The following is a 21,325-nucleotide window of genomic DNA, read 5'->3' as shown; positions in this document are numbered from 1 at the left end:
TAATAAAAAAATGAATTACTATAAGGAGAATCATGAACATGGTTAGTACAAATATTAATAATAAACTGACGTTACTTCCTGATTTTCCAGGATGCTACTTAATGAAAAACAAAGAAAATGAAATTATTTATATCGGGAAAGCTAAAAATTTAAAAAAAAGAGTCCGTTCTTATTTTAGAGGAACACATGAAGGAAAAACCCAACTGCTGGTTGATGAGATCGCAGATTTTGAAACTATTATCACCTCAACAGATAAAGAATGTTTATTGCTCGAAATTACATTGATCAAAAAACACTTACCGAAATACAATATTAAATTAAAACAAGGAACAAGTTACCCGTATTTGAAAATTACAAATGAAAAAGATCCACAACTGATTATTACATCTGAAGTGAAAAAGGATGGGGGTCATTATTTTGGCCCTTATCCAAATGTATATGCAGCGAGTGAAACACAACAATTCATTCAAAAAGTATACCCATTGAGGAAATGCAACGGATATCAAAAGAGAGCGTGTTTGTACTATCAACTCGGACAGTGCATTGGTCCTTGTGATCATGAGATACCTAAAGCAGAATACGATGCTCAAATCGATAAAATAAGGCGTTTCTTGAATGGCGATGTAAAGGAAATCAAAAAAGCATTGAAAAGTAAAATGATACAAGCAGCTGATGAAATGGCTTTTGAACGAGCAGCAGAATACCGTAATCAAATTCAATATATCGAAACGACCGTAGAAAGACAAAACATCATCACCAATGATTTTACGACAAGAGATGTTTTCAGTTATTATATGGACAAAGGTTGGATCTCGATTCAAGTATTCTTTATTCGACAGGCTACGTTGATCAAACGAGAAGCCACTATCTTTCCTTGTTATGATACACCGCAGGAAGAATTAGCGTCATATATCGTTCAATTTTATCAAGAAGAGAACCATTTGTTACCGAGGGAAGTGTTGGTTCCAAGTGGCTTAGACACTAAAACATTATCCGAAGTATTAGAAATACCAGTCAAAGTTCCGTTACAAGGCCGTAAAAAAGATATGCTGGATCTCGCAACAAAAAATAGTGAAATTTCGTTGAATGAAAAATTCCAACTCATTGAAATGGATGATCGTAAAACGATTGGCGCAATCAAAGAGCTGTCAGAAGCATTGCATTTGCCTCTGGTCAGTCGCATCGAAGCATTTGATCACTCTAATATTCAAGGAACGAATCCAGTTTCAGCGATGGTATCTTTTCTGGATGGACGACCAGATAAGAGTAATTACCGAAAATATAAAATAAAAAATGTTTCTGGAAGTAATGAATTGGCTACAACTGAAGAAGTTATTCGAAGACGTTATGAGCGGCTTTTAAAAGAAGGCAAGCCTTTACCAGATTTGATTTTAATGGATGGTGGAAAAATCCAGGTTAATGGGGCCATCAATATCCTTGAAAATGAACTTGGATTATCGATTCCTGTAGCCGGTATGGTAAAAGACGATAAACATAGAACTTCTTCTCTGATTTTTGGAGAAGACCTTCAAAAAGTGACCCTTAAAACAACTAGTCAAGCTTTTTACCTTGTTCAACGGATCCAAGATGAAGTCCACCGTTTTGCGATTACATTCCACCGCCAGTTACGCGGGAAAAATAGCTTATCTTCTAAGTTAGATCGTATTGAAGGCGTTGGACCAAAGACAAGGACAAAAATACTAAAGCATTTTAAATCAATGAAAAAAGTAAAAGAAGCAAGTGTTGAAGAAATAAAAGGGCTTGGCATCCCCCTAAAAACAGCTGAAAAAATTAAAGAAGCTCTTGAATAGAGAATTGAAAAAGCCGAGACAAAGGAAAAATCCTTTGTCTCGGCTTTTAATGTTGAAACAAGTTAAATAAGCTTAGTATTATGATCATCTAAAATAGTTACTTTATTATTGATCCATCTACCACCGTTTTTTAAAATCAAACTATTTTTTGTGGTCCAATATAGCTAACAGTTTTAAGAAATGGGCTGATCATCGTCATTTAGAATTAGGACATTGTTATTTATAAGACCGCTATCGCTGCTTAGAACCAGAGCATTTTTAGATTGAATATAATCTAGCTTCATCTTTTCATCTAAGAAAGACAGGCTCCAGCCTTGAATGGGTAAGTCACCTAATGATGTTGGCAATGTTGAATCAAGTTCAGGATCATTTTTTTGTGTGATTTTTAATAAAAAGATACCATTATTTCCACATGTACAGCCAATTCTAGATTCATAATAGAGCACTAGTTGACCCTGATGGTGAGAGCATGCATGTTTGATTTTTTGTTGAGCACGTTCAGTTATGTCCAAAAACATGTAAACGACCTCCTTCTGATTCTTTAAATTTATGATAACTTGAACAAATAGACTTGTCCAGTATAACCATATAAAAGGTAGTAATAAACCAGTTGCAATTTTATAAGTAAAGAGGTATATTATTCATCGTGGACATTTGAAGTCCACATTAGAAGTGCGGATGTATAGTTTACGAACAAGAAAGAAGGAAAATAATGAAGTTAACAAAAGGGTTAGAACAAGCAATCTGTATCTTAGCCATGCTTTCTACTCAAGATAAGCGGATTCCGCTCACTTCGCATGCACTAAATGATCGCTTAAAGGGAACGTCTCATTCTTATATTCGAAAGATCATTCGAAAATTAGTAGTCGGCGGATTAGCAACATCGATTCCAGGAAGTAACGGCGGTTTTACATTAGCAAAAAGACTTGAAAAAATTAATTTATTAGAAATTGTTGAAGCACTTGAAGGAAAAATCATTACTTATCCGAATTCTGGGATGATCAACCAAGTTTTCTCAGATATCAGTAAAAAAGCTATCAACGGTGAAAAAATATTAATGAAAACCTTTGAAGAAGCGGATAAGCATTATACAGAGTTCCTCAAACAGCAAACTGTAGACCAGCTTATCTGGTCTACGATAGGAAATAGTGAATTACCGGTTATGGATTGGAACAAGAGATAAGGATCAATTGAAAGGAATGTATGTAGTAATGGAAATGTTAAAAAAAGAATGGAAGGAATTAGTCTCTAATAAAATGATGCTGATTTCTTGTATCGTTATGTTATTTATACCTATTATGTATGCTGGATTCTTCTTGAAATCAAACTGGGATCCTTATGGGAGTACAGACGAATTATCTGTGGCGGTAGTTAATTTAGATCATGCTGTCGACTACCAAGGTTCACAACTTGATATAGGATCTGATGTTGTTGAAAAGCTCAAGGGAAATGAGACATTAAATTGGCATTTTGTGTCTCAAGAAGAAGCAGAAAAGGGTTTGGAAAACCGTGAGTATTATATGGTAATGACACTACCGTCTGATTTTTCAACAAATGCTGCCACCTTGATGGAGACGGATCCAAAAAAGATGATGATCGACTATGAAACAAACGGGTCTTTAAATTACATTGGAGAGGTCATCAGCAATTCTGCGGCAAAAGAAGTCAAATCAGAGGTATCTGCTAATGTAACAAAAGCTTACACTGAAGCAATTTTTGAACAAATAAGCACTATCGGAGCAGGTTTTTCAGAGGCGGCAGATGGGGCTGGGAAAATCAACGAAGGAACTGGAGAGTTAGCTGATGGAAGCCAAAAATTAACAAAGAATCTAGAAAAGTTAGCTTCAAGCACGTTGACATTTGAAGAAGGGACACAGACGCTTGAAGTTGGAGTAAGAAAGTACACAGATGGAGTGGCACAGGTAAACAATGGAGCAGAACAACTAAACGATGGAATCAATCAACTATCTTCAAATGTAGAGCCATTAGAAAATGGCGGATTGCTTTTAGAAAATGGTTCAACAGAACTAACAAACGGACTAAAGACTTATACTGCAGGCGTTTCACAGCTTGCTGATGGAACAAAAGTATTGAATGAAAATTCTTTAGCCCTACAAAATGGTACTGTTGAAGTTAGCAATGGAGTTGATCAAGTTAAGTTAGGCAGTGATCAATTGTTGACCGGTTTGAATCAACTTTCCTCAGAATTAGATCAAAGTTTATCAACTGAAAATGCTGAACAGTTGGAATTTTTAATGGGAAACTTGTCTTCGATGAACGAAGGAATTCAAAAATTAGATGTTCTTCTCAATGAACAAACAGGTGGTGCTGACTTTAGTGGTATCCAAACGAATTTACAGCAATCTGGAGCAAGTTTAACCGAAGTTGCTCAAGACACCGGAAGAACGGGGGAGAGTTTAACTGAAGTAACAGCTGCAGTTGATACACTTGAGAAAACGGTCCAATCAGGTAATGAAGCGACCATTTCAGCATTATCTGGTACAACGGCATTCAACAGTCTATCTTCTGAACAGCAAAATGAATTGTTGAACGCGGTAGAAACAACAACAACTAACCTAAAAGATAGTGAATTAAATGAATTGACTACAATAAAAGAGCAAATCGATAATACAAGTCAAAATATAAACCAAACGGTATCTGATGCTACTGAAGCCGGCACTTCATTAACTAATTTGCAGACAGAATTGGTAACCATTAGCGGATTTACTGACCAATTAACTGAACTTAAAGTGCAAGTAGATACGTTAGCTCAAAGTTCTAACAAACTATTGCCAGCAACGAATCAAGCAATGAGTGAGTTGATTGCAGGTTTAACAGGCATTCAATCAGTTTTAGAACGACAAGGAACTAACGAAAATAAAGGGATCATTCAAGGGATGACTGAATTGAATCAAGGTTTAGCCAGTATCCAAAGTGGTTTGTCAGGAGAAAATGGTCTAGTAGATGGAGTAACAAACTACACAAATGGAGTGAATTCATTACAATCTGGAACAGATGAATTGAACGCAAATTCAACAGCATTGAATACAGGTTCTGAACAACTAAGCAATGGTATAGGACAATTAACTGCTCAAATGCCAAATCTTGTTGCAGGGATCGATCAATTGAATAGTGGTTCAAATCAATTAGTTCAAGGAACGTCTCTTTTGAACGAGAATTCAGCTGGTCTGAATAGTGGTGTAACAAAATTAGCAGAGGGGTCCTTACAACTTAATGAAGGTTCACAAGCATTGAGTGGTGGATCGCAAACATTAGAAAATGGAATTAAAACATTAAAAGATGGAACCAGTCAACTAACAACTAGTTTATTAGAGGGTTCTGTAAATGTTAATGAAGTAGATGCAACGGATAAAACAACGGATATGTTTGCAAGTCCGATCGATTTAAAACAAGAAAAATATAGTGAAGTCGCAAACTATGGTGTAGCATTAGCTCCGTACATTATGTCGATGGCATTATATATCGGAGCACTGGTCTTCACGACGATCTACCCTGTCCGCAAGAAAGCACTTCAAGGACAATCAAGCTTAGCGTGGTGGCACAGTAAAACTTCGGTTGCCATGCTTGTTGCAATTTTGATGGCTGTTATTGAATGTGGGATTTTGTTAATGATCGGTTTAGAAGTACTATTTGTCGGAAAGTTCTTTTTACTAGCGATACTTACTTCACTAGCATTCATGTCTATTGTATTAATGCTAGTAGTTGCATTCGATAATGTTGGCCGCTTTTTAGCAATGGTATTACTCGTTTTGCAATTAGGCGGTTCAGGTGGAACGTTCCCTATTCCATTGACGAATGATTTCTTTCAAGTTATCCACTTACTGTTGCCAATGACCTACTCAGTTTATGGCTTTAGACAAGCCATCAGCAGTGGTTTAGGAAATGATATTTATTGGGAAGCAAGTGTTATTATGATTAGTATAATACTAGTTTTCAACGGCTTACTTATACTGACGATGTTCAATCTAGAAAGAAAGAGTGTAAGGAATAACGAACAGGAAACAGAAAAAATAAAAGAACTAGCTGAAGCATAGGATAGATAAAAGGTTTGAAATAAAAAAGATTCCCCACTACACGATTTTATGTAGTGGAGAATCTTTTTTTTAGACTAAAACTTTTTCTAAAAAGTTTTTAGTCCGTTCGTGTTGTGGATGGTTAAAGATTTGTTCAGGTTTGCCTTCTTCAACGATGTAGCCGCCATCCATAAAAATAACCCGGTCTGCTACTTCTTTAGCGAAGCCCATCTCATGAGTCACGACTAGCATAGTCATGCCTTGATCAGCTAATTTTTGCATCACTTCAAGTACGTCTCCAACCATTTCAGGATCAAGGGCACTAGTTGGTTCGTCAAACAGCATAATGTCTGGTTTCATTGCTAAGGCACGTGCAATGGCAACACGCTGTTTTTGACCACCAGACAATGATTTAGGGTAGTCATTGGCTTTCTCAGAAAGGCCGACTGTTTCTAATAATTCCAAAGCATGTTTTTTTATGGCTTCTTTGGAATCTTTTTTGAGTTCTTTGGGTGCCAATGTAATATTTTCTAAAACGGTTAAATGAGGGAACAAGTTGAATTGTTGGAAAACCATCCCAACATCTTCCCGCACTTTATTGATGTCTTGTTTTGGATCGGTAAGATCGAAGTCATCGATGATCACTTTTCCGCCTGTAATTTCTTCTAAAGCGTTCAGACAGCGAAGGAAAGTACTTTTTCCAGAACCTGAAGGACCAATGATACAAACTACTTCTCCTTCTTGAACTTCAACATTTAGGTCTTTTAAAACTTCTAATTTCCCAAAATTTTTCTTTAAATGTTCCACTTTTAGTTTAGTCATTTGATAATCTCCTTTCAAGATAATTTGAAAATTTCGTGAGAATTGTGATGATGATGATGTACATCAATCCAATGATCAACCACATATTTCCAGAAGAGTAGGTCCGGGCAATGATAATTTTTCCGGTCTGAGTCAATTCAACGATACCGATAACTGATAGAATTGAGGTATCTTTAAGTGTTATAACGAATTGATTGATGAAGGATGGGATCATTATTTTAACAGCTTGCGGCAGAACAACTTTACGCATAGACGTATTGTAAGTAAGGCCTAAACTTCTTGAAGCTTCTAACTGGCCGGTATCTACTGCTTGGATACCACCACGAACCAATTCAGCGATATAAGCTGTTGTATTTAAACTTAGCGTTATCACACCAGCAATATAAGCTGGTATTTGAATGTTTAAGAATTGTGGGATAGAGAAGTATATGAAAAAGGCTAGAACGATCAAAGGAATACCACGTAAAACATCTACGTAAATCATAGCTATCCAATTTAATGCTTTGTTTGGTGAAGCGCTGAATAAACCAAATATAACACCTAAAATTGTGGCAATGACAAAAGCTGTGATAGTCAATAAAAGCGTTCTGCCAACCCCTTTTAGTAGTTCTCCGCTATTTTGTTGGATCAGGCCGAAAAAACCAAGATTAGATGTTTCCTCTTGAGCGGTCTCTCCAAGGTAACTATCAAGGATTTCATCGTATGTGCCATTTGCACGGATATTGATCAATCCGTTATTAAACATTTCTAATAATTCAGTGTTTTGGCCTTTATTTACTGCAAATCCATAGTTATCACCTGGTTCAGGATCTGTAGGTATTTTTAATTTTAATCCTGATTGAATAGCGTAAGCCATTACAGGATAATCTTCAAAAGCAGCATCTGAGTTTCCTGTTTGGACATCTTCATACATATTCGCAGAATCCTCGAATGTATTTACTCTAAAGCCATATTCCTCTTGAATAGACTTAGCAAAATCAGCACCAGTCGTTCCAACTTTGATAGCCACTGTTTTACCCTCTAGATCTTCATAAGAAGCAATCTCATTGTTATCTGCCGAGACAGCCATAACTACGCCACTCTCGAAGTAAGGATCAGAAAAATCAAATGATTCTTGACGTTCTGGAGTAATACTCATTCCGGCAATCATGCCATCCACTTGGTTAGTCTCTAGAGCTTGTAGTGCAGCACTAAAACCCAAAGGTCGCAATTCATAATTAAAGCCTTGATCTATGGCAATAGCATCCAGTAGATCAACATCTATTCCTTTATATTCACCATCAGCATCTTTGTATTCAAAGGGAGCAAAAGTAATATCCGTTCCAATGATATAAGTTTTGGTTTTTTCCTGTGCGGAAGCTGTAATAGGCAGTAAGATAGTGAAAATCACTGTAAGTAAAAAAGCTGTCATAAGTGTAAAAAGTGATCGTTTTCGTAAATTCATAAAAACCCTCCTCGTATAAGATATAATTCTAATTTAAGTTTAAACCAATTGCAACAATAATGTAATCTGTTAATGTAATATAATCTGACATGGCCTTGTTTTATTTGTTTTTATTCAACAGGTTGATTAGCCATCTTTTGTTCGTTATGATAATAATGTGAAATGAAATCTACTTAAGCGGGCGATAAAATGATACGAAGAGCAGAAATTTCAGATATAGATCAGCTAGTAGAGTGGATCTGGATCATACTAGAAGATATGGAACTAGCATTATTGCAAGAAGCAGACATGGATACGTTAAAAAAAATGATGAAACAAGCAATGGAAGATGAAAATTATCGCTATAGTTATCATCGTGCCCTTATCAGCATGCGTGAAGGGGAGAGAGCAGGAGTTTGTTTTGGCTATAAAGGTGAGTTGGAACCTACGATCGATGAGGCTTTAAATGAGAAACTAGCATTACTGGGGATAACGGAACCGCTAATTGAGGATCCTGAAACGGTCTCAGGGGAGTGGTACTTAGATTCATTGGTGACAGACATAAAATTTAGAGGTCAAGGCGTAGCAACCGAATTGTTAAAAGCGTTACCGGCTATTGCTAAATCGGAGAATGAAGAAGTTATCGGTCTTAATTGTGATCAGCTGAATAAAAAAGCACAACAACTATATCTTAGCATTGGCTTTGAAAAAGTATGGGAGTGTAAGTTAGGCGAACATTTATATGACCACATGCAATGGAAGATAAATTGAAAAAGCATTGATCGATTGGATTAAAATCAGATCAATGCTTTACGTATCGAATAAATAGGTTGAATTGCACGGATTACTCTTTTTCTTGCAGTGTCTGGTAAGCGTGTCAAAGTGAGATTATCTACAATCAAAGCAAGGCAGAGACATATCGGAGCATTTTGAGCTTCTGGTATAAGCAGTGTATAGTAATCTCCAAATGAAGTATAAGCTTTGGTCATCTGCATTATCAGTTGACCTTTACAGCGTACAGTGTAGTCATGATTGTAAAAATCGCCAGTTACCATCCAATCTAGCGGTGTAACTTTAAAATAAACATTTCTTAAGTTACGGTGCTTAGTGATCGAACCAGCTTTTTTACCTTGGATATAGATATCAAATTTAGGAAATAAGGATAACACAGTCTGTTTGACTTCTACAAGCAATGTCCCATCTATGCTATATAAAGACAGTTTATCACCAACTCTGCCCCATTCACCTGAAATAAGGTAGATATCTTTGCCTCGTTCATTTTTCACGAGTATCTTCTCGTGGCTTGAAACATATTCTTGTTTCATATAAAGAAGTACCATAATAAACGCCCCTCTAAAGGTAATTTAAGCGGATACATATTTTCTTTAATTATACCAAAAATTGGTACAAAACGAAATATAAAGTTATGTAAAGAAGAGCCCACCTTAAAATTAAGATGGGCTTTTCCTTAAATAGCTGATTTAATAGCTTGACCTAATTCGTGCAGAGCTTTTACTACGTCATCAAGTTTTGTTTCCATACGCTGAAGCAGAAATAATGCGATAAAGATGGGGAAACCAACATTACCAATAATCTCAGTTACGGTAGAAAGCCACTGTGTACTTGCATCCATGTTATACTCTCCCTTCATTTAGTAGATAGATCAACTAGATCGTTAACCTACTAATAACAACGAAAAAGAGCGGAGAACTGTTACCCAGAGATTAGTTGAGGGACTAATTTTTTTGTTTAGTACTTTTTATAACTTCAGGAGCCTTAGCTGAAGCTAAATTATCATCTAATGCAAGTTTGATTGCGTGTGCTACGCCATGGTTATTGTTGCTAGTCGTGCGATATTTAGCATATGTTTTGACTTCTTCCTCAGCATTTTCCATGGCAAAACTATATCCTGCTACTTTTAGCATAGATACATCATTGAAATTATCCCCTAGTGTCATGATGTTTTCAAGCGGGATATTTAATTTTTTTGCAGCTTCTTCAAGAGCGATTCCTTTTTGTGCGTTAATGTTATTGATTTCAATGTTGTTGACAAAGGAAGCTGTAATAGCAAGATTCCCTGATTTTTCAAGCTCCTCTGAAAGTGGTCCCAGTACTTTTCGGCCATCATCACTGAACGTAATGATTTTTAAAATCTCAATAGATTCATCGTGTACAAGTTGTTCATAATCCTCAACATAATTGATATTCATGATTTCTAAACGGGCTGCTGCTAAAACAACGGCCATTTTATAAGTAGTGTCTGGATTTGTTTCATACAATAAAGAAGCAACGGACTCGATACGTTTAGCTTTATTATCTGAGTAAATTCCATCTGACGTTGTCATCTCACAATAAAGGCCTCTCTTCTTTATCTCGGATACGATTTCGTGCACCGTTTTTTTACCAATTCCAATATTTTGAATGACATGGCCCTCTTCGTTATAAACTTGAGCTCCATTAAGAGTGATAAATGAACAGTTAATGTCAACTTCTTCAAGCAACGGTTTTGCTTCTGTAAACCCGCGCCCTGTAGCTACCATGAAGTGAATTCCTTGTTTCATCGCTTCTTTAATGGCTTTGGCATTTATTTCAGAAACCTTCATCTTTTCATTTAATAATGTTCCATCCATATCGGATACAATAAGCTCTATCATCTTTGGTTCCTCCCAAAATTTGTTTGTATTACTAATTTTACCATTAATAGTAATAAAATAAACGCATATCGCCTTTTTTGTCATGATTTGTCAAAAAGAAGGGATCATTTAAGAACAAAAGGAAAAATCAAATGACTATCATTACTTGTAGGAAATTTGGAATTCTTGTAGGATAGGGGTAAAGTCTGCTAAAGACAAGGAGGAAGTTATAGTGAACTTAACTGTAGAAAATGATTGGCTGCCAATCTTGCAAGAACAAACGCTTACGTCCTCTTATAAGTCATTGGAAAAATTCCTTGCGCATGAGTACCAAGAAACGGTTATCTATCCAGAAGTACAACATATTTGGCAAGCTTTTGAATGGACCCCATATAATGAAGTGAAAGTAGTGATCTTAGGACAAGATCCTTATCATGGACCCCATCAAGCCCATGGATTGAGTTTTTCGGTTTTACCCGATGTGAAAATTCCTCCGTCACTAGCTAATATATATAAAGAATTAGAAAGTGATCTAGGGATCCCTCCTGCAAATCATGGTTATCTAGAAGCTTGGGCTAAACAAGGTGTATTGTTGTTAAATACTGTTTTGACCGTTCAAAAAGGACAAGCTCATTCACACAAAGGGAAGGGTTGGGAAGAACTGACCAATGCTATTATTAAAAAATTGAGTGATCGAGACCAACCGATGGTATTTATTTTATGGGGGACCCCTTCGATAAAGAAAAGAGCATTGATCGATGAAACAAAACATGTTGTGCTGACATCTGTTCACCCGAGTCCTTTATCAGCTTACCGTGGATTTTTCGGGTCAAAACCATTTTCTAAGGCAAATGAGGCGTTGATCAAATTTGGGGAACAGCCGATAAATTGGCAGCTTCCCAGATACATTCAATAAGTAATACTAATAGTCTAAGACCCCAAAAGACTGTCATTTCTAAGCAAATAATAGTATGATAGGAAAGTATATAAAAACAAAATTTGTGGAGGTAGTTAGCTTGGAACTAATCGAAAGTTTATCAGAAAAAATACAAGGGAAAAAAATACGAATCGTATTCCCAGAAGGATCAGAACATCGTATTATTGGTGCCGTAGTTCGTTTGGCCGCTGAAGATTTGATTCAGCCAGTATTGATCGGAAATCCGGAAGTCGTTAAAGAAGCTGCAAAAGTTCGTGGTTTTGATGTAGAAAAAATTGAAATTATTGATCCCGCTAATTATGATAAATTAGATGAGATGGTTGCTTCTTTTGTAGAACGTCGCAAAGGGAAAGTAACAGAAGAAAAAGCAATTGAATTACTAAAAGATGAAAACTACTTCGGTACAATGTTAACTTATATGGGATTAGTTGATGGTTTAGTAAGTGGATCGATCCACTCAACAGGTGAAACAGTTCGTCCTGCATTGCAAATCATTAAAACAAAACCAGGTATTAGCCGTACAAGTGGGGCATTCATCATGATGCGTGGTCGTGGACAAGAAAGATACTTATTCTCAGATTGCGCGATCAATGTAAATCCAAATGCTCAAGAATTAGCTGAAATCGCTGTAGAAAGTGCTAAAACAGCAGAAATGTTTGGCATTGAACCAAAGGTTGCTATGTTAAGCTTTTCAACTAGAGGATCAGCGGTCGCTGAAGAAGCTACTAAAGTGGCAGAAGCAACTGAAATCGCCCGAAAATTAGCTCCTCAATACGAAATTGATGGCGAAATGCAATTTGATGCTGCTTACGTGTCATCTGTTGCTGAACAAAAAGCACCAGATTCAAAAGTTGCTGGACAAGCAACGGTCTTTGTTTTCCCTGAATTACAATCAGGAAATATTGGCTACAAAATTGCGCAACGTTTTGGTAATTTTGAAGCTATTGGACCGATTTTGCAAGGATTAAACAAACCAATTTCTGATTTATCACGTGGATGTAATGAAGAAGACGTTTATAAATTGACTATCATTACAGCTAATCAAACATTAATGGACTAAAATTATCCGAAAAATTGGCTGGGATATAACTGGCTTAGAATAAAAAAAAGAATCTTTTTATCAGGAAACTGATGAAAAGATTCTTTTTTTGTTCTATTGCTTAAAAAAGGTGTTGGTGTGTTAAAAGAAATTTCTTCTGGAATAACGTGTTTGCTTGTGGAGAGCCATGGAAGCGCCTGAAGTCTAAAAGAAAGTTGTCATGGTTGTTGTTGCTTTAGCAGCTTATAAACATGATACACTTGGGCGTTATTTGCCCACAGTGCTTCATTTTAGGCTACAAGCAACCCTATTCCGCCTGAAATTTCAGGTAAGTGATCAAACTGATTTATTGATAGTTAAAATTATAAATTCTATGAATCTGGAGCATAGATAGAGGAGTACGTTTATGTACGTAGATTTTTAATGGAAATAGTCAAATGCAGGTTCATTTCCCACCGATGATGCACTTTTTAGAGGTATCTTCAGAACCGATAGTTGGATAGGTTATGAGGCTTGGATTTATATCCTATTCTTCTTTTTTTTTTGGATAAAGATAGAATAGTTGCTCAATTGAATACGTTCTTACTATAATAGATGAATAGGAGGGGATTTAATGAAAATCGGAATTATCGGAGCAACGGGTAAATCAGGTTCAAAAATTTCAGCAGAGGCATTGATCAGAGGTCATGAAGTTATCCCTTTGATTCGAAATGCTTCCAAATTACCAGACAATAGAGATAGCTATTATATTGAAAAAGATTTATATGAACTAACATATGAGGATATAAAAAATTTAGATGTAGTAGTCGATGCATTTAATGCTCCAGTCGGAAGAGAAGAATTACATCAAACAAGTTTGTCCTATATTGTGTCGTTAATACAAGGTCATGAAACACCACGTTTAATTGTTGTTGGCGGAGCAGGAAGCTTGTACGTAGATGATGCGATGACAACGCGTTTGATGGATACGCCTGACTTTCCTGAAGAAGCTAAACCGGCAGCTTTCAATATGGGAAAAGCGTTTGATCAATTAAAATTAACTGAAGATGTCAATTGGACTTATCTAAGTCCATCAGCTTTCTTTGATCCTAAAGGTCCAAGAACTGGAAAGTATCAACTGGGTAAAGATCGATTGTTAACTAACAGCAAGGGAGAAAGCGAAATAAGTTATGCTGATTTTGCTCTTGCGTTAGTTGATGAAATTGAAAACCAACAATTTATTGATCAACGAATAACGGTATGTAGTGAATAGGTTATTTAGAGTAATAAAATCATGAGGTTGATACAAATGCTTCATATTCATTCAAAATAATTATTCTAGGATACAATCTAGAAAAACAGGCTCGATTCCCTCTAGCGGATTCGAGCCTAATCGTTTTTGTCGTACTTCATTGATTTTTGTTTGGCTATTTTCAAATACTTGAATTACAATAAAACATAAATGAGTAGAGGAGAATAACATGAATCCCATTAAAGCAAAAAATGAAGAACAAACAAAAACAGTAGCTGCCAAGCTAGCAGAACTACTTGAACCTGGAGATCTTATTCTTTTGGAAGGGAATCTTGGAGCTGGGAAAACGACTTTTACAAAAGGTTTAGCAGAAGGACTTGGAATTAGTAAAGTTGTTAAAAGTCCAACCTATACGATCATTAGAGAATACCTAGAAGGAAGATTACCGTTGTATCATATGGATGTGTACCGACTAGAAGAGACTGGCGCAATAGATCTAGGTCTAGAAGAATATTTCGAAGGGGATGGAGTATCGATCGTCGAGTGGGCAACCTTTATTCCGGAAGACTTACCCCAAGAGTATTTACAAATCAAGCTTATCCCTGTTGGAGAAGACCTAATGGAACGCGAGTTGACTTTTTATCCGGTTGGAAAAAGGTATGAAGAATTGATGCTAAAATTTGAAGCCAAGCTTGGTGAAAATAAATGATAGGTACAATGAAAATACGAGAAGCTATTCCGAGTGATGCTGAAAAACTATTGAACCATTTACAAAAAATTGCTCTTGAAACAGGGTATATGACAATGGGATCTGAGGGACCAGGCCAAACAATCGAGGCCAAACAAAAAGAAATCAAACTAATTCTAGAATCCGATGTGACTGTTCTGCTAGTAGCCTTAGATAAGGAAGAAATTATTGGAATCGCTGAAGTTCATGGAAATAAAAGTCCAAAACTAAAACACATTGGGGATATCAGCATTTCGATTGCAAAGGACTATTGGGGAATAGGATTAGGCACAATGATGATGGAACAATTGATTGAATGGGCAAATAGTCCGTCAAGTCATTTGAAAAGAGTCGAGTTGACTGTTCAAGCTCGCAATGAACGAGCTCGCCACCTATACGAAAAAATGGGTTTTAAACTAGAAGCCATCATGCCTAGAGGAGTCAAAGACGAAGATGACTATTTAGATGTTTGCTTGATGAGCATGATGATTGGCGAAATTTAAAACATATTAAGATTAGTATTATAGAAGAAGCCACGACGGTGGAATCTATAATGCTATTTTCTTTATAGTAGGAGGCTAGGACTTAGGGAAAAACCTCTTTGATTATCCAACTATTGATTCTAAAGGTACCTCTAAAAGGTGCTTCATCGGTAGAAAATGGACCTGCAATTGACTATAGTACCTTTCACTCTTTTTATCAAAATGTTCAAGTAAGATTAGTCTGATCACTTACTTGGAATTTCAGGCGGAATAGGGTTGCTTGTAGCCATGTAAAGTATTCAATGCGAATTAAAGAGCGTTATCGCTTCAGCGACTATGCTCTGTTTGAGGCTTGAAAGACTGGAAGACCAAAGGCTTCAAGGCGGTACCATGGCTCTCCACAAGCAAACCCGTTATTCCAGAAGAAATTTCTTTTAAACACCAATATCTTTTTTAGACAATCGATATATATATAATAAAAAAAGAGTCCGTGCACCAGTTTCCTGATGAGCAGCCTACTTTTCTCATTCTTTAATTACACATATTTAACTAATTTCTTTAGGGGGTCAGTTCCAAAATGCTCTTCTAGATAAAGCAGAATAGCTGCACAGGCATTGCTGTCTTCTAGTGCATTATGGTGATTTTCTAAACCAATACCTAAGTGATCACAGACCGTATTTAATTTATGGTTAGGAATTTCAGTGATTAATTTTCGGCTGCTTTGAACGGTACAAAGTGTTTGAAAATGGGGCTGTTGTAACTGGTAATAATCAAGACAACCTTGTAAAACGCCACGATCAAATGGAAGATTGTGAGCGACAATCAATTTTTTTTCAGTGAAGAAAGGCATTATTTTTTCCCAAACCTCTGGAAAAGAGGGAGAATTTTGAACATCTTTTTCGGTAATGCCATGGACTTGTACATTGCGCCAAAAAAATTCAGTTTCTGGTTTAATAAGAGAATAATAATGATCAACAATCTGGCTTTTTCGAACGACGGTCAGTGCAACTGAACAGGCGCTATGACGTTGATGGTTAGCCGTTTCAAAATCTAATGCGACAAAATTCATGTTTTCCCTCCTCGAACAAGTATTCGCTTAATAGTATAAACGATTTAAGTAGAAGTTACTAGTAAAATTTTTCAATAAAAAAAGCTATCGTCAGCTGACAATTCAGCAAACGATAGCTTTTATTTTTTAGTAAGTCAGCTTATTTTAAACTTCTTTTTTATGAGGGATAAATTTAGCTAATTCCATTAGGATAACAGCAACTACAGCTAAACCTGCAGCAATTCCCCATTGTTCCCAACCAAAATCATCTGGAATATTAAAGATTGAACGAACACCTGGAAGAACTGTAACAATATATAAAACAGAACAAAATAGCACGGCGTAAATAGCATAGATATTAGAGAAGAAACCTGCTCCAATAGCAGTTTGAGTATTTGAACGTGCTGGGAATGTTTGCAATGTACGAGCTAAGATAAGTGTTGTAAAGGCCATAGCAATACTCATTTCATTTGAATAACTTAATCCAACGAATTGAGAAATGATAACAGCAAAACCAATCAGCACACCACGGAAAAGAACAGATCTTAATGTGTCACCTGCAAAGATGCCTTCATTTGGATCTCTAGGGTCACGTTCCATAACGTTTGGTTCACCTTTTTCCATTCCTAGTGCAATTGCAGGGACAGAATCGTTTACCAAGTTGATAAATAGCAATTGTAAAGCCGTAAAAGGATTTACCCAATTCATAAGCAAAGCAGCTATGATTGCGATAATAGCACCAAGGTTACCGGCAAATAGGTAAGCAATTGCTTTCTTGATGTTATCGAACACGTTACGTCCAACTTCAACGGCACTGATGATCGAAACAAAGTTATCGTCAGTCAAAACCATTGCAGCTGCATCTTTAGCAACGTCGGTCCCACTTCCCATTGCAATTCCGATATCTGCTTGTTTCAAGGCTGGAGCATCGTTAACGCCGTCACCTGTCATAGCAGAAACCTTGTCTTTATTTTGCCAAGCACGGACGATTCTGATTTTATTTTCAGGAGAAACACGAGCATAAACAGAAATTTTTTCTAATTTAGCATTTAATTCTTCTTCACTTAGGGCATCTAATTCTTGACCAGTCAAAGCGATATCGTCTGGTTCTGAGATCCCAATATCACGAGCAATTGCACGTGCAGTTGTTTTGTGATCCCCTGTGATCATGACCGTTTTGATTCCCGCTTTTTTAGCTTGTTCCACAGCGCCGTAAACAGCTTCACGAGGTGGATCGATCATTGCCACTAAACCAACTAAAATCAGATCATTCTCATCTTCAAATTCAATAGTGTGTCCTTCTGCAACTGGCTTATATGCGAAAGCCAATACACGTAAAGCACGATCTGAAAAGATCTCATTTTGATCAGATAAAGCTTTTAATCTTTCATCTGTTAAAGGAACAACTTCTCCATCGACCAATATTTTTGAACTGAGACCAAACACGACATCCGGACCACCTTTTGTTAACATCAGGTTTTCGCCATCTATCTCATGAACGGTAGACATCAACTTACGATCTGAGTCAAAAGGCAACTCAGCAGATCTAGGGTAAGTGGAACGTAATTCGTGGTAAGGTTTGTTGACTTTGTTACTGAAAGCAATCATAGCAATTTCAGTAGGGTCACCAATTTCTTGTCCTTCTGCATTGATATTTGAGTCGTTTGCCAAAACAGCGATCTGCATTAAACGAGCTTCATCTTTTGACCATGTATCAGGCGTGGAATTGAATTCGCCTGTTTGTCCATTTGGTAAAAAGTAATCAACGATCGTCATCTTGTTTTGTGTTAAGGTACCAGTTTTATCAGTACAAATAACGCTTGTCGAACCTAAAGTTTCAACAGCTGGCAGTTTACGAATAATGGCATGTTTTTTAGCCATTTTATTTGTTCCGGTAGAAAGAACGATTGTGACGATAGATTGTAAGGCTTCAGGAATAGCTGCAACTGCAACCGCAACTGCGAACATGAAGGCATTCAACAATTCTGTATTCACATCTGTTGCACCACCAAAGAAAATACGAGATGCTTGGATAGCGAAAATAAGAATTGAAAGGATAAGAATACCGAAACCTAATTTTTTACTGAAATCATCTAGTTTTCTTTGCAACGGTGTCTGTTTAGTAACTGCATTATCGATCAAGTCGGCTACTTTACCAATTTCAGTGTTGTTACCTGTACCTGTGATAATAACTAATCCGCGACCATAAGTTACTAAGGTTCCACTATGAACCATATTTGAACGATCACCGACGGGTACTTCTTTTTCAACAATAGCAATATCTTTGTCTGCCGGAACAGATTCACCAGTTAGCATTCCTTCATTGATTTGAAGTGATCCAGCTTCTAACAATCGTCCATCAGCTGGGACATAGTCGCCAGCATCTAAAATCACGATATCTCCTACAACCAGTTCCTTTGCGGGGATCGTGATTTTGATCCCGTTTCGAATCACTTTTGATTCGGGAGCCGAAAGACTGGATAAGGCATCAAGAGAGCTTTCAGCTTTCTTTGTTTGGATAACACTGATGACAGAGTTGATCATTAAAACGGCAAAAATAATCAGTGATTCTACTACTGAACCTAAGGCCATTTGGATGACTGCTACGATCAGTAATACGATAACCATTGCATCTTTAAAAGTTGTTAAAAATAATTTAAGAACGGAGTCTTTTTCTTTTTGTTTTAATTCATTCAAGCCATCACGTTCTTGGCGCTTTTTGACCTCGGCTTCCTGTAATCCTTCAGGTGAAGTCTGTAATTCTTTTAATATTGTTTTTTGGTCTTTTTGATAATTTTCCAAGTGATACACCCTCTCATAAAAAGATTAGCCGTTTTACTCACAAATAATCATTTGCTGATAAAATCGGTTGTTAAAAAGAAATAAAAAATAATACATTTGTCAAAAATAGTAGCATATACATGCGCATCAAACAAGTTTTATTAATTGGAAATGATTATCGTAAACCGTTACTAGAATCATTAGCTAAGCTTGTTTTTATTCACTTAATATCCTCCTTTAATTGATAGTTAGTAAAGTTGATAAAAAAAGAGACTTATGCAAAATTGTCCCTTATAGAGAACAATGTGCATAAGTCTCACTATTTAAGACAACACCAGAAGATCATTGCAAATCTACTTGTTGGTGACGTTGCCACAGCTGTTGCTGCCAGTTACTCCCTTATGAAAAATTATTGATTTCATCTTCAATATTATATAATGTTGAAGATGATTTTGCAACAAAAATTATTTTTTGTTGCAATGGTAGTTAAAACTAGCAAAGTAGAACTGACTTTAAACTAAATCTTTTAAAGTCAGTTCTACTGGACAGTGATCTGATCCAACGATATCTTTAAGAATGTTGGCTTCTTGTAATTGATCTTGTAGGCGTTTAGAAACACAAAAATAATCGATTCGCCAACCGGCATTCGTTTTACGGGCGTTAAAGCGGTAGTTCCACCAAGTATAAGCACCTTCTAAATCGGGGTGAAAGTAACGGAAGGTGTCAATAAAGCCATTATCTAATAAAGTAGAAAATTTCATGCGTTCTTCTTCACTGAACCCGGCATTTTGTTGATTTGTTTTCCAATTTTTTAAATCGATATTTTTATGAGCTACATTTAAATCGCCACAGAGAATCACTGGCTTTTCAGAGTCTAACATTTTTAGATATGCCAAAAAGTCATCTTCCCACTGCATCCTATAAGCCAAACGTTTCAATTCACTTTGAGAGTTAGGGGTATAACAATTGACAACATAGTAATTAGGGTAGGTTAAAGTGATGACTCGTCCTTCTTGATCATGTTCAGGCTTTCCAATACCGGTTACTACAGATAAAGCTTCATGCTTGGTAAAAATTGCTGTTCCTGCATACCCCTTTTTTTCTGCATAATTCCAGTAAGTATAGTATCCGGGTAATTCAAACTCTATCTGGCCTTCTTGGAGCTTAGTTTCTTGCAAGCAAAAGAAGTCAGCATCTAATTCTTCAAAAATTTCCATAAACCCTTTTTTAATGATTGCTCGTAAGCCATTGACGTTCCATGAGATAAATTTCATTAGTTGTTTCCTCCTAAATTATCAGCCTATCCTTATTGTACAAAACTAAAATAAATAGTAAACTCTCATGCATATAAAAAGGCAAAGTGATGTGAAATATGATAGGATATGAGGTGAAAATGAAAATGAAGAAGAAAGAGGGTACGAATAATGAAAATAGGGATCATTGGGTTAGGAAATATTTCTCAAAAAGCTTATCTTCCAGTAATGATGGCAATAGATAAGGAAATAGACTGGCATTTATTCACGCGAGATCAAGAAAAATTAACTAAAATTGGCAAAAAATACCGCATCAAAAATTTATATTCTTCTATAGAAGGGTTACTCAGCAGTGGTATTGAAGCTGTTTTTATACATACCGCTACTCACACTCATGAAGCTCTTATCAGACAATGCATTGAAAAAGGCATCCATGTCTATGTAGATAAACCAATCAGCGAAAATATTGACGAAGTGAAAGCATTAATGGATCTAGCGAATGAAAAAAATGTTTTACTTATCACAGGTTTTAATCGACGTTTCGCTCCAATGATTCAAAAGGTGAAAGAAGTTCCAAACAAAAATATGATTTTGATCCAAAAAACTAAACCTAATAGTTTAGGGAACGTAAAGTATGCTATTTATGATCTATTTATCCATGTCGTTGATACGGCAATATTTTTATTAGACGAACCTGTTATCAAAACTCATTTTAATATAAAAGAAGAAAACGGCGATTTGAAAACGTGCGTATTACACTTAACAACAGAACATACCGAGTGCATTGCGACGATGAATTACGTTTCAGGGGCCAATGCTGAATCGGTTGAAGTGCAGTCTCTAACAGGGACCCATCGTGTAATGAATTTAACCGATTATGAAGTTGAAACGGCTGGACAAAAACAAGTCTTTACATTCGGAGACTGGGAGCAAACGCTTGAAAAGAGAGGTTTTGCTCCATTGATTCGTTCAGCAATAGACGGATTCCAAAGCAAAGAAAATCCTGTCAGTATGGGATCCTCTTTAGAGAGCCACCGTATTTGCCAGCTGATTGTAGACGAATACGAACAAAAAAACAGCAACGACAAATAAAATCAATGGGCA

The 21,325-nt window shown here is 36.4% G+C and carries 19 protein-coding genes; 10 read left to right on the top strand and 9 right to left on the bottom strand.

Annotation, left to right across the window (positions count from 1 at the left end; all coding sequences use genetic code 11):
- Positions 1-38 precede the first annotated feature (38 nt).
- Positions 39-1,811: an excinuclease ABC subunit UvrC gene (uvrC, locus tag BR50_RS02940; protein WP_034546105.1), complete on the top strand. Its 1,773-nt coding sequence runs from the start codon at positions 39-41 to the stop codon at positions 1,809-1,811.
- 173 nt (positions 1,812-1,984) lie between these two features.
- Here the strand turns inward: uvrC and BR50_RS02935 are convergent, their stop codons facing one another.
- Positions 1,985-2,329, bottom strand: coding sequence for an iron-sulfur cluster biosynthesis family protein (locus BR50_RS02935; RefSeq protein WP_034546102.1), 345 nt, complete (start codon positions 2,327-2,329; stop codon positions 1,985-1,987).
- 194 nt (positions 2,330-2,523) lie between these two features.
- Between BR50_RS02935 and BR50_RS02930 the strand changes: the two genes are divergently transcribed.
- Both BR50_RS02930 and BR50_RS02925 read left to right on the top strand, forming a co-directional pair.
- Positions 2,524-2,994, top strand: coding sequence for an Rrf2 family transcriptional regulator (locus tag BR50_RS02930; RefSeq protein WP_034546099.1), 471 nt, complete (start codon positions 2,524-2,526; stop codon positions 2,992-2,994).
- 28 nt (positions 2,995-3,022) lie between these two features.
- Complete coding sequence (locus BR50_RS02925; protein ID WP_051905810.1) at positions 3,023-5,866, top strand: YhgE/Pip domain-containing protein; 2,844 nt, start codon at positions 3,023-3,025, stop codon at positions 5,864-5,866.
- 69 nt (positions 5,867-5,935) lie between these two features.
- Here BR50_RS02925 and BR50_RS02920 read toward each other — a convergent pair whose 3' ends face one another.
- Both BR50_RS02920 and BR50_RS02915 read right to left on the bottom strand, forming a co-directional pair.
- Positions 5,936-6,667 carry an amino acid ABC transporter ATP-binding protein gene (locus BR50_RS02920; RefSeq protein WP_034546097.1) on the bottom strand — a complete coding sequence of 244 codons (732 nt, stop codon included), beginning with the start codon at positions 6,665-6,667 and terminating at the stop codon, positions 5,936-5,938.
- Positions 6,660-8,111: an amino acid ABC transporter substrate-binding protein/permease gene (locus tag BR50_RS02915; RefSeq protein ID WP_034546095.1), complete on the bottom strand. Its 1,452-nt coding sequence runs from the start codon at positions 8,109-8,111 to the stop codon at positions 6,660-6,662. Before BR50_RS02915 ends, BR50_RS02920 begins: the two co-directional genes overlap by 8 nt.
- A gap of 189 nt (positions 8,112-8,300) precedes the next feature.
- On the opposite strand from BR50_RS02915, the gene BR50_RS02910 reads away from it, so the two are divergent.
- Positions 8,301-8,861: a GNAT family N-acetyltransferase gene (locus tag BR50_RS02910; protein ID WP_034546093.1), complete on the top strand. Its 561-nt coding sequence runs from the start codon at positions 8,301-8,303 to the stop codon at positions 8,859-8,861.
- Positions 8,862-8,887: 26 nt separating this feature from the next.
- Here BR50_RS02910 and BR50_RS02905 read toward each other — a convergent pair whose 3' ends face one another.
- The 3 genes from BR50_RS02905 to BR50_RS02895 form a co-directional block, all read right to left on the bottom strand.
- Positions 8,888-9,430 (bottom strand): LURP-one-related/scramblase family protein, encoded by a 543-nt coding sequence (locus BR50_RS02905; protein ID WP_034546091.1) that lies wholly within the window; start codon positions 9,428-9,430, stop codon positions 8,888-8,890.
- A gap of 128 nt (positions 9,431-9,558) precedes the next feature.
- Complete coding sequence (locus tag BR50_RS02900) at positions 9,559-9,723, bottom strand: YvrJ family protein (protein ID WP_231549456.1); 165 nt, start codon at positions 9,721-9,723, stop codon at positions 9,559-9,561.
- Positions 9,724-9,826: 103 nt separating this feature from the next.
- On the bottom strand, positions 9,827-10,744 hold the full coding sequence (locus tag BR50_RS02895; protein WP_034546084.1) for a Cof-type HAD-IIB family hydrolase: 918 nt from the start codon (positions 10,742-10,744) through the stop codon (positions 9,827-9,829).
- 211 nt (positions 10,745-10,955) lie between these two features.
- Here BR50_RS02895 and BR50_RS02890 point away from each other — a divergent pair, with 211 nt between their 5' ends.
- From BR50_RS02890 to BR50_RS02870, 5 genes are all read left to right on the top strand, one after another.
- A complete protein-coding gene (locus tag BR50_RS02890; RefSeq protein WP_034546082.1) occupies positions 10,956-11,639 on the top strand; it encodes a uracil-DNA glycosylase in 684 nt (227 codons plus the stop codon).
- Positions 11,640-11,739: 100 nt separating this feature from the next.
- Positions 11,740-12,720 (top strand): phosphate acetyltransferase, encoded by a 981-nt coding sequence (gene pta / locus BR50_RS02885; RefSeq protein WP_034546081.1) that lies wholly within the window; start codon positions 11,740-11,742, stop codon positions 12,718-12,720.
- A gap of 592 nt (positions 12,721-13,312) precedes the next feature.
- A complete protein-coding gene (locus BR50_RS02880; RefSeq protein ID WP_034546078.1) occupies positions 13,313-13,951 on the top strand; it encodes an NAD(P)-dependent oxidoreductase in 639 nt (212 codons plus the stop codon).
- Positions 13,952-14,159: 208 nt separating this feature from the next.
- Entirely contained in the window at positions 14,160-14,639 is a 480-nt protein-coding gene (gene tsaE, locus BR50_RS02875) for a tRNA (adenosine(37)-N6)-threonylcarbamoyltransferase complex ATPase subunit type 1 TsaE (protein WP_034546075.1), read from the top strand.
- Complete coding sequence (locus BR50_RS02870) at positions 14,636-15,160, top strand: GNAT family N-acetyltransferase (protein WP_034546072.1); 525 nt, start codon at positions 14,636-14,638, stop codon at positions 15,158-15,160. The genes tsaE and BR50_RS02870 overlap by 4 nt, the downstream gene beginning before the upstream one ends.
- A gap of 514 nt (positions 15,161-15,674) precedes the next feature.
- Here the strand turns inward: BR50_RS02870 and BR50_RS02865 are convergent.
- From BR50_RS02865 to BR50_RS02855, 3 genes are all read right to left on the bottom strand, one after another.
- Entirely contained in the window at positions 15,675-16,208 is a 534-nt protein-coding gene (locus BR50_RS02865) for a 3'-5' exonuclease (protein WP_034546070.1), read from the bottom strand.
- Positions 16,209-16,352: 144 nt separating this feature from the next.
- Positions 16,353-18,989 (bottom strand): cation-translocating P-type ATPase, encoded by a 2,637-nt coding sequence (locus BR50_RS02860; RefSeq protein WP_034546067.1) that lies wholly within the window; start codon positions 18,987-18,989, stop codon positions 16,353-16,355.
- A gap of 491 nt (positions 18,990-19,480) precedes the next feature.
- On the bottom strand, positions 19,481-20,242 hold the full coding sequence (locus BR50_RS02855; RefSeq protein ID WP_034546065.1) for an exodeoxyribonuclease III: 762 nt from the start codon (positions 20,240-20,242) through the stop codon (positions 19,481-19,483).
- Positions 20,243-20,392: 150 nt separating this feature from the next.
- On the opposite strand from BR50_RS02855, the gene BR50_RS02850 reads away from it, so the two are divergent.
- Complete coding sequence (locus BR50_RS02850; protein ID WP_034546062.1) at positions 20,393-21,313, top strand: Gfo/Idh/MocA family protein; 921 nt, start codon at positions 20,393-20,395, stop codon at positions 21,311-21,313.
- The last annotated feature ends 12 nt before the right edge of the window (positions 21,314-21,325 follow it).

The organism is Carnobacterium alterfunditum DSM 5972 (assembly GCF_000744115.1).
GTDB classification, from domain to species: Bacteria; Bacillota; Bacilli; order Lactobacillales; family Carnobacteriaceae; genus Carnobacterium_B; species Carnobacterium_B alterfunditum.
The sequence above is the reverse complement of the archived record's forward strand: the minus strand, read 5'-3'. Positions and strand labels throughout refer to the sequence as shown.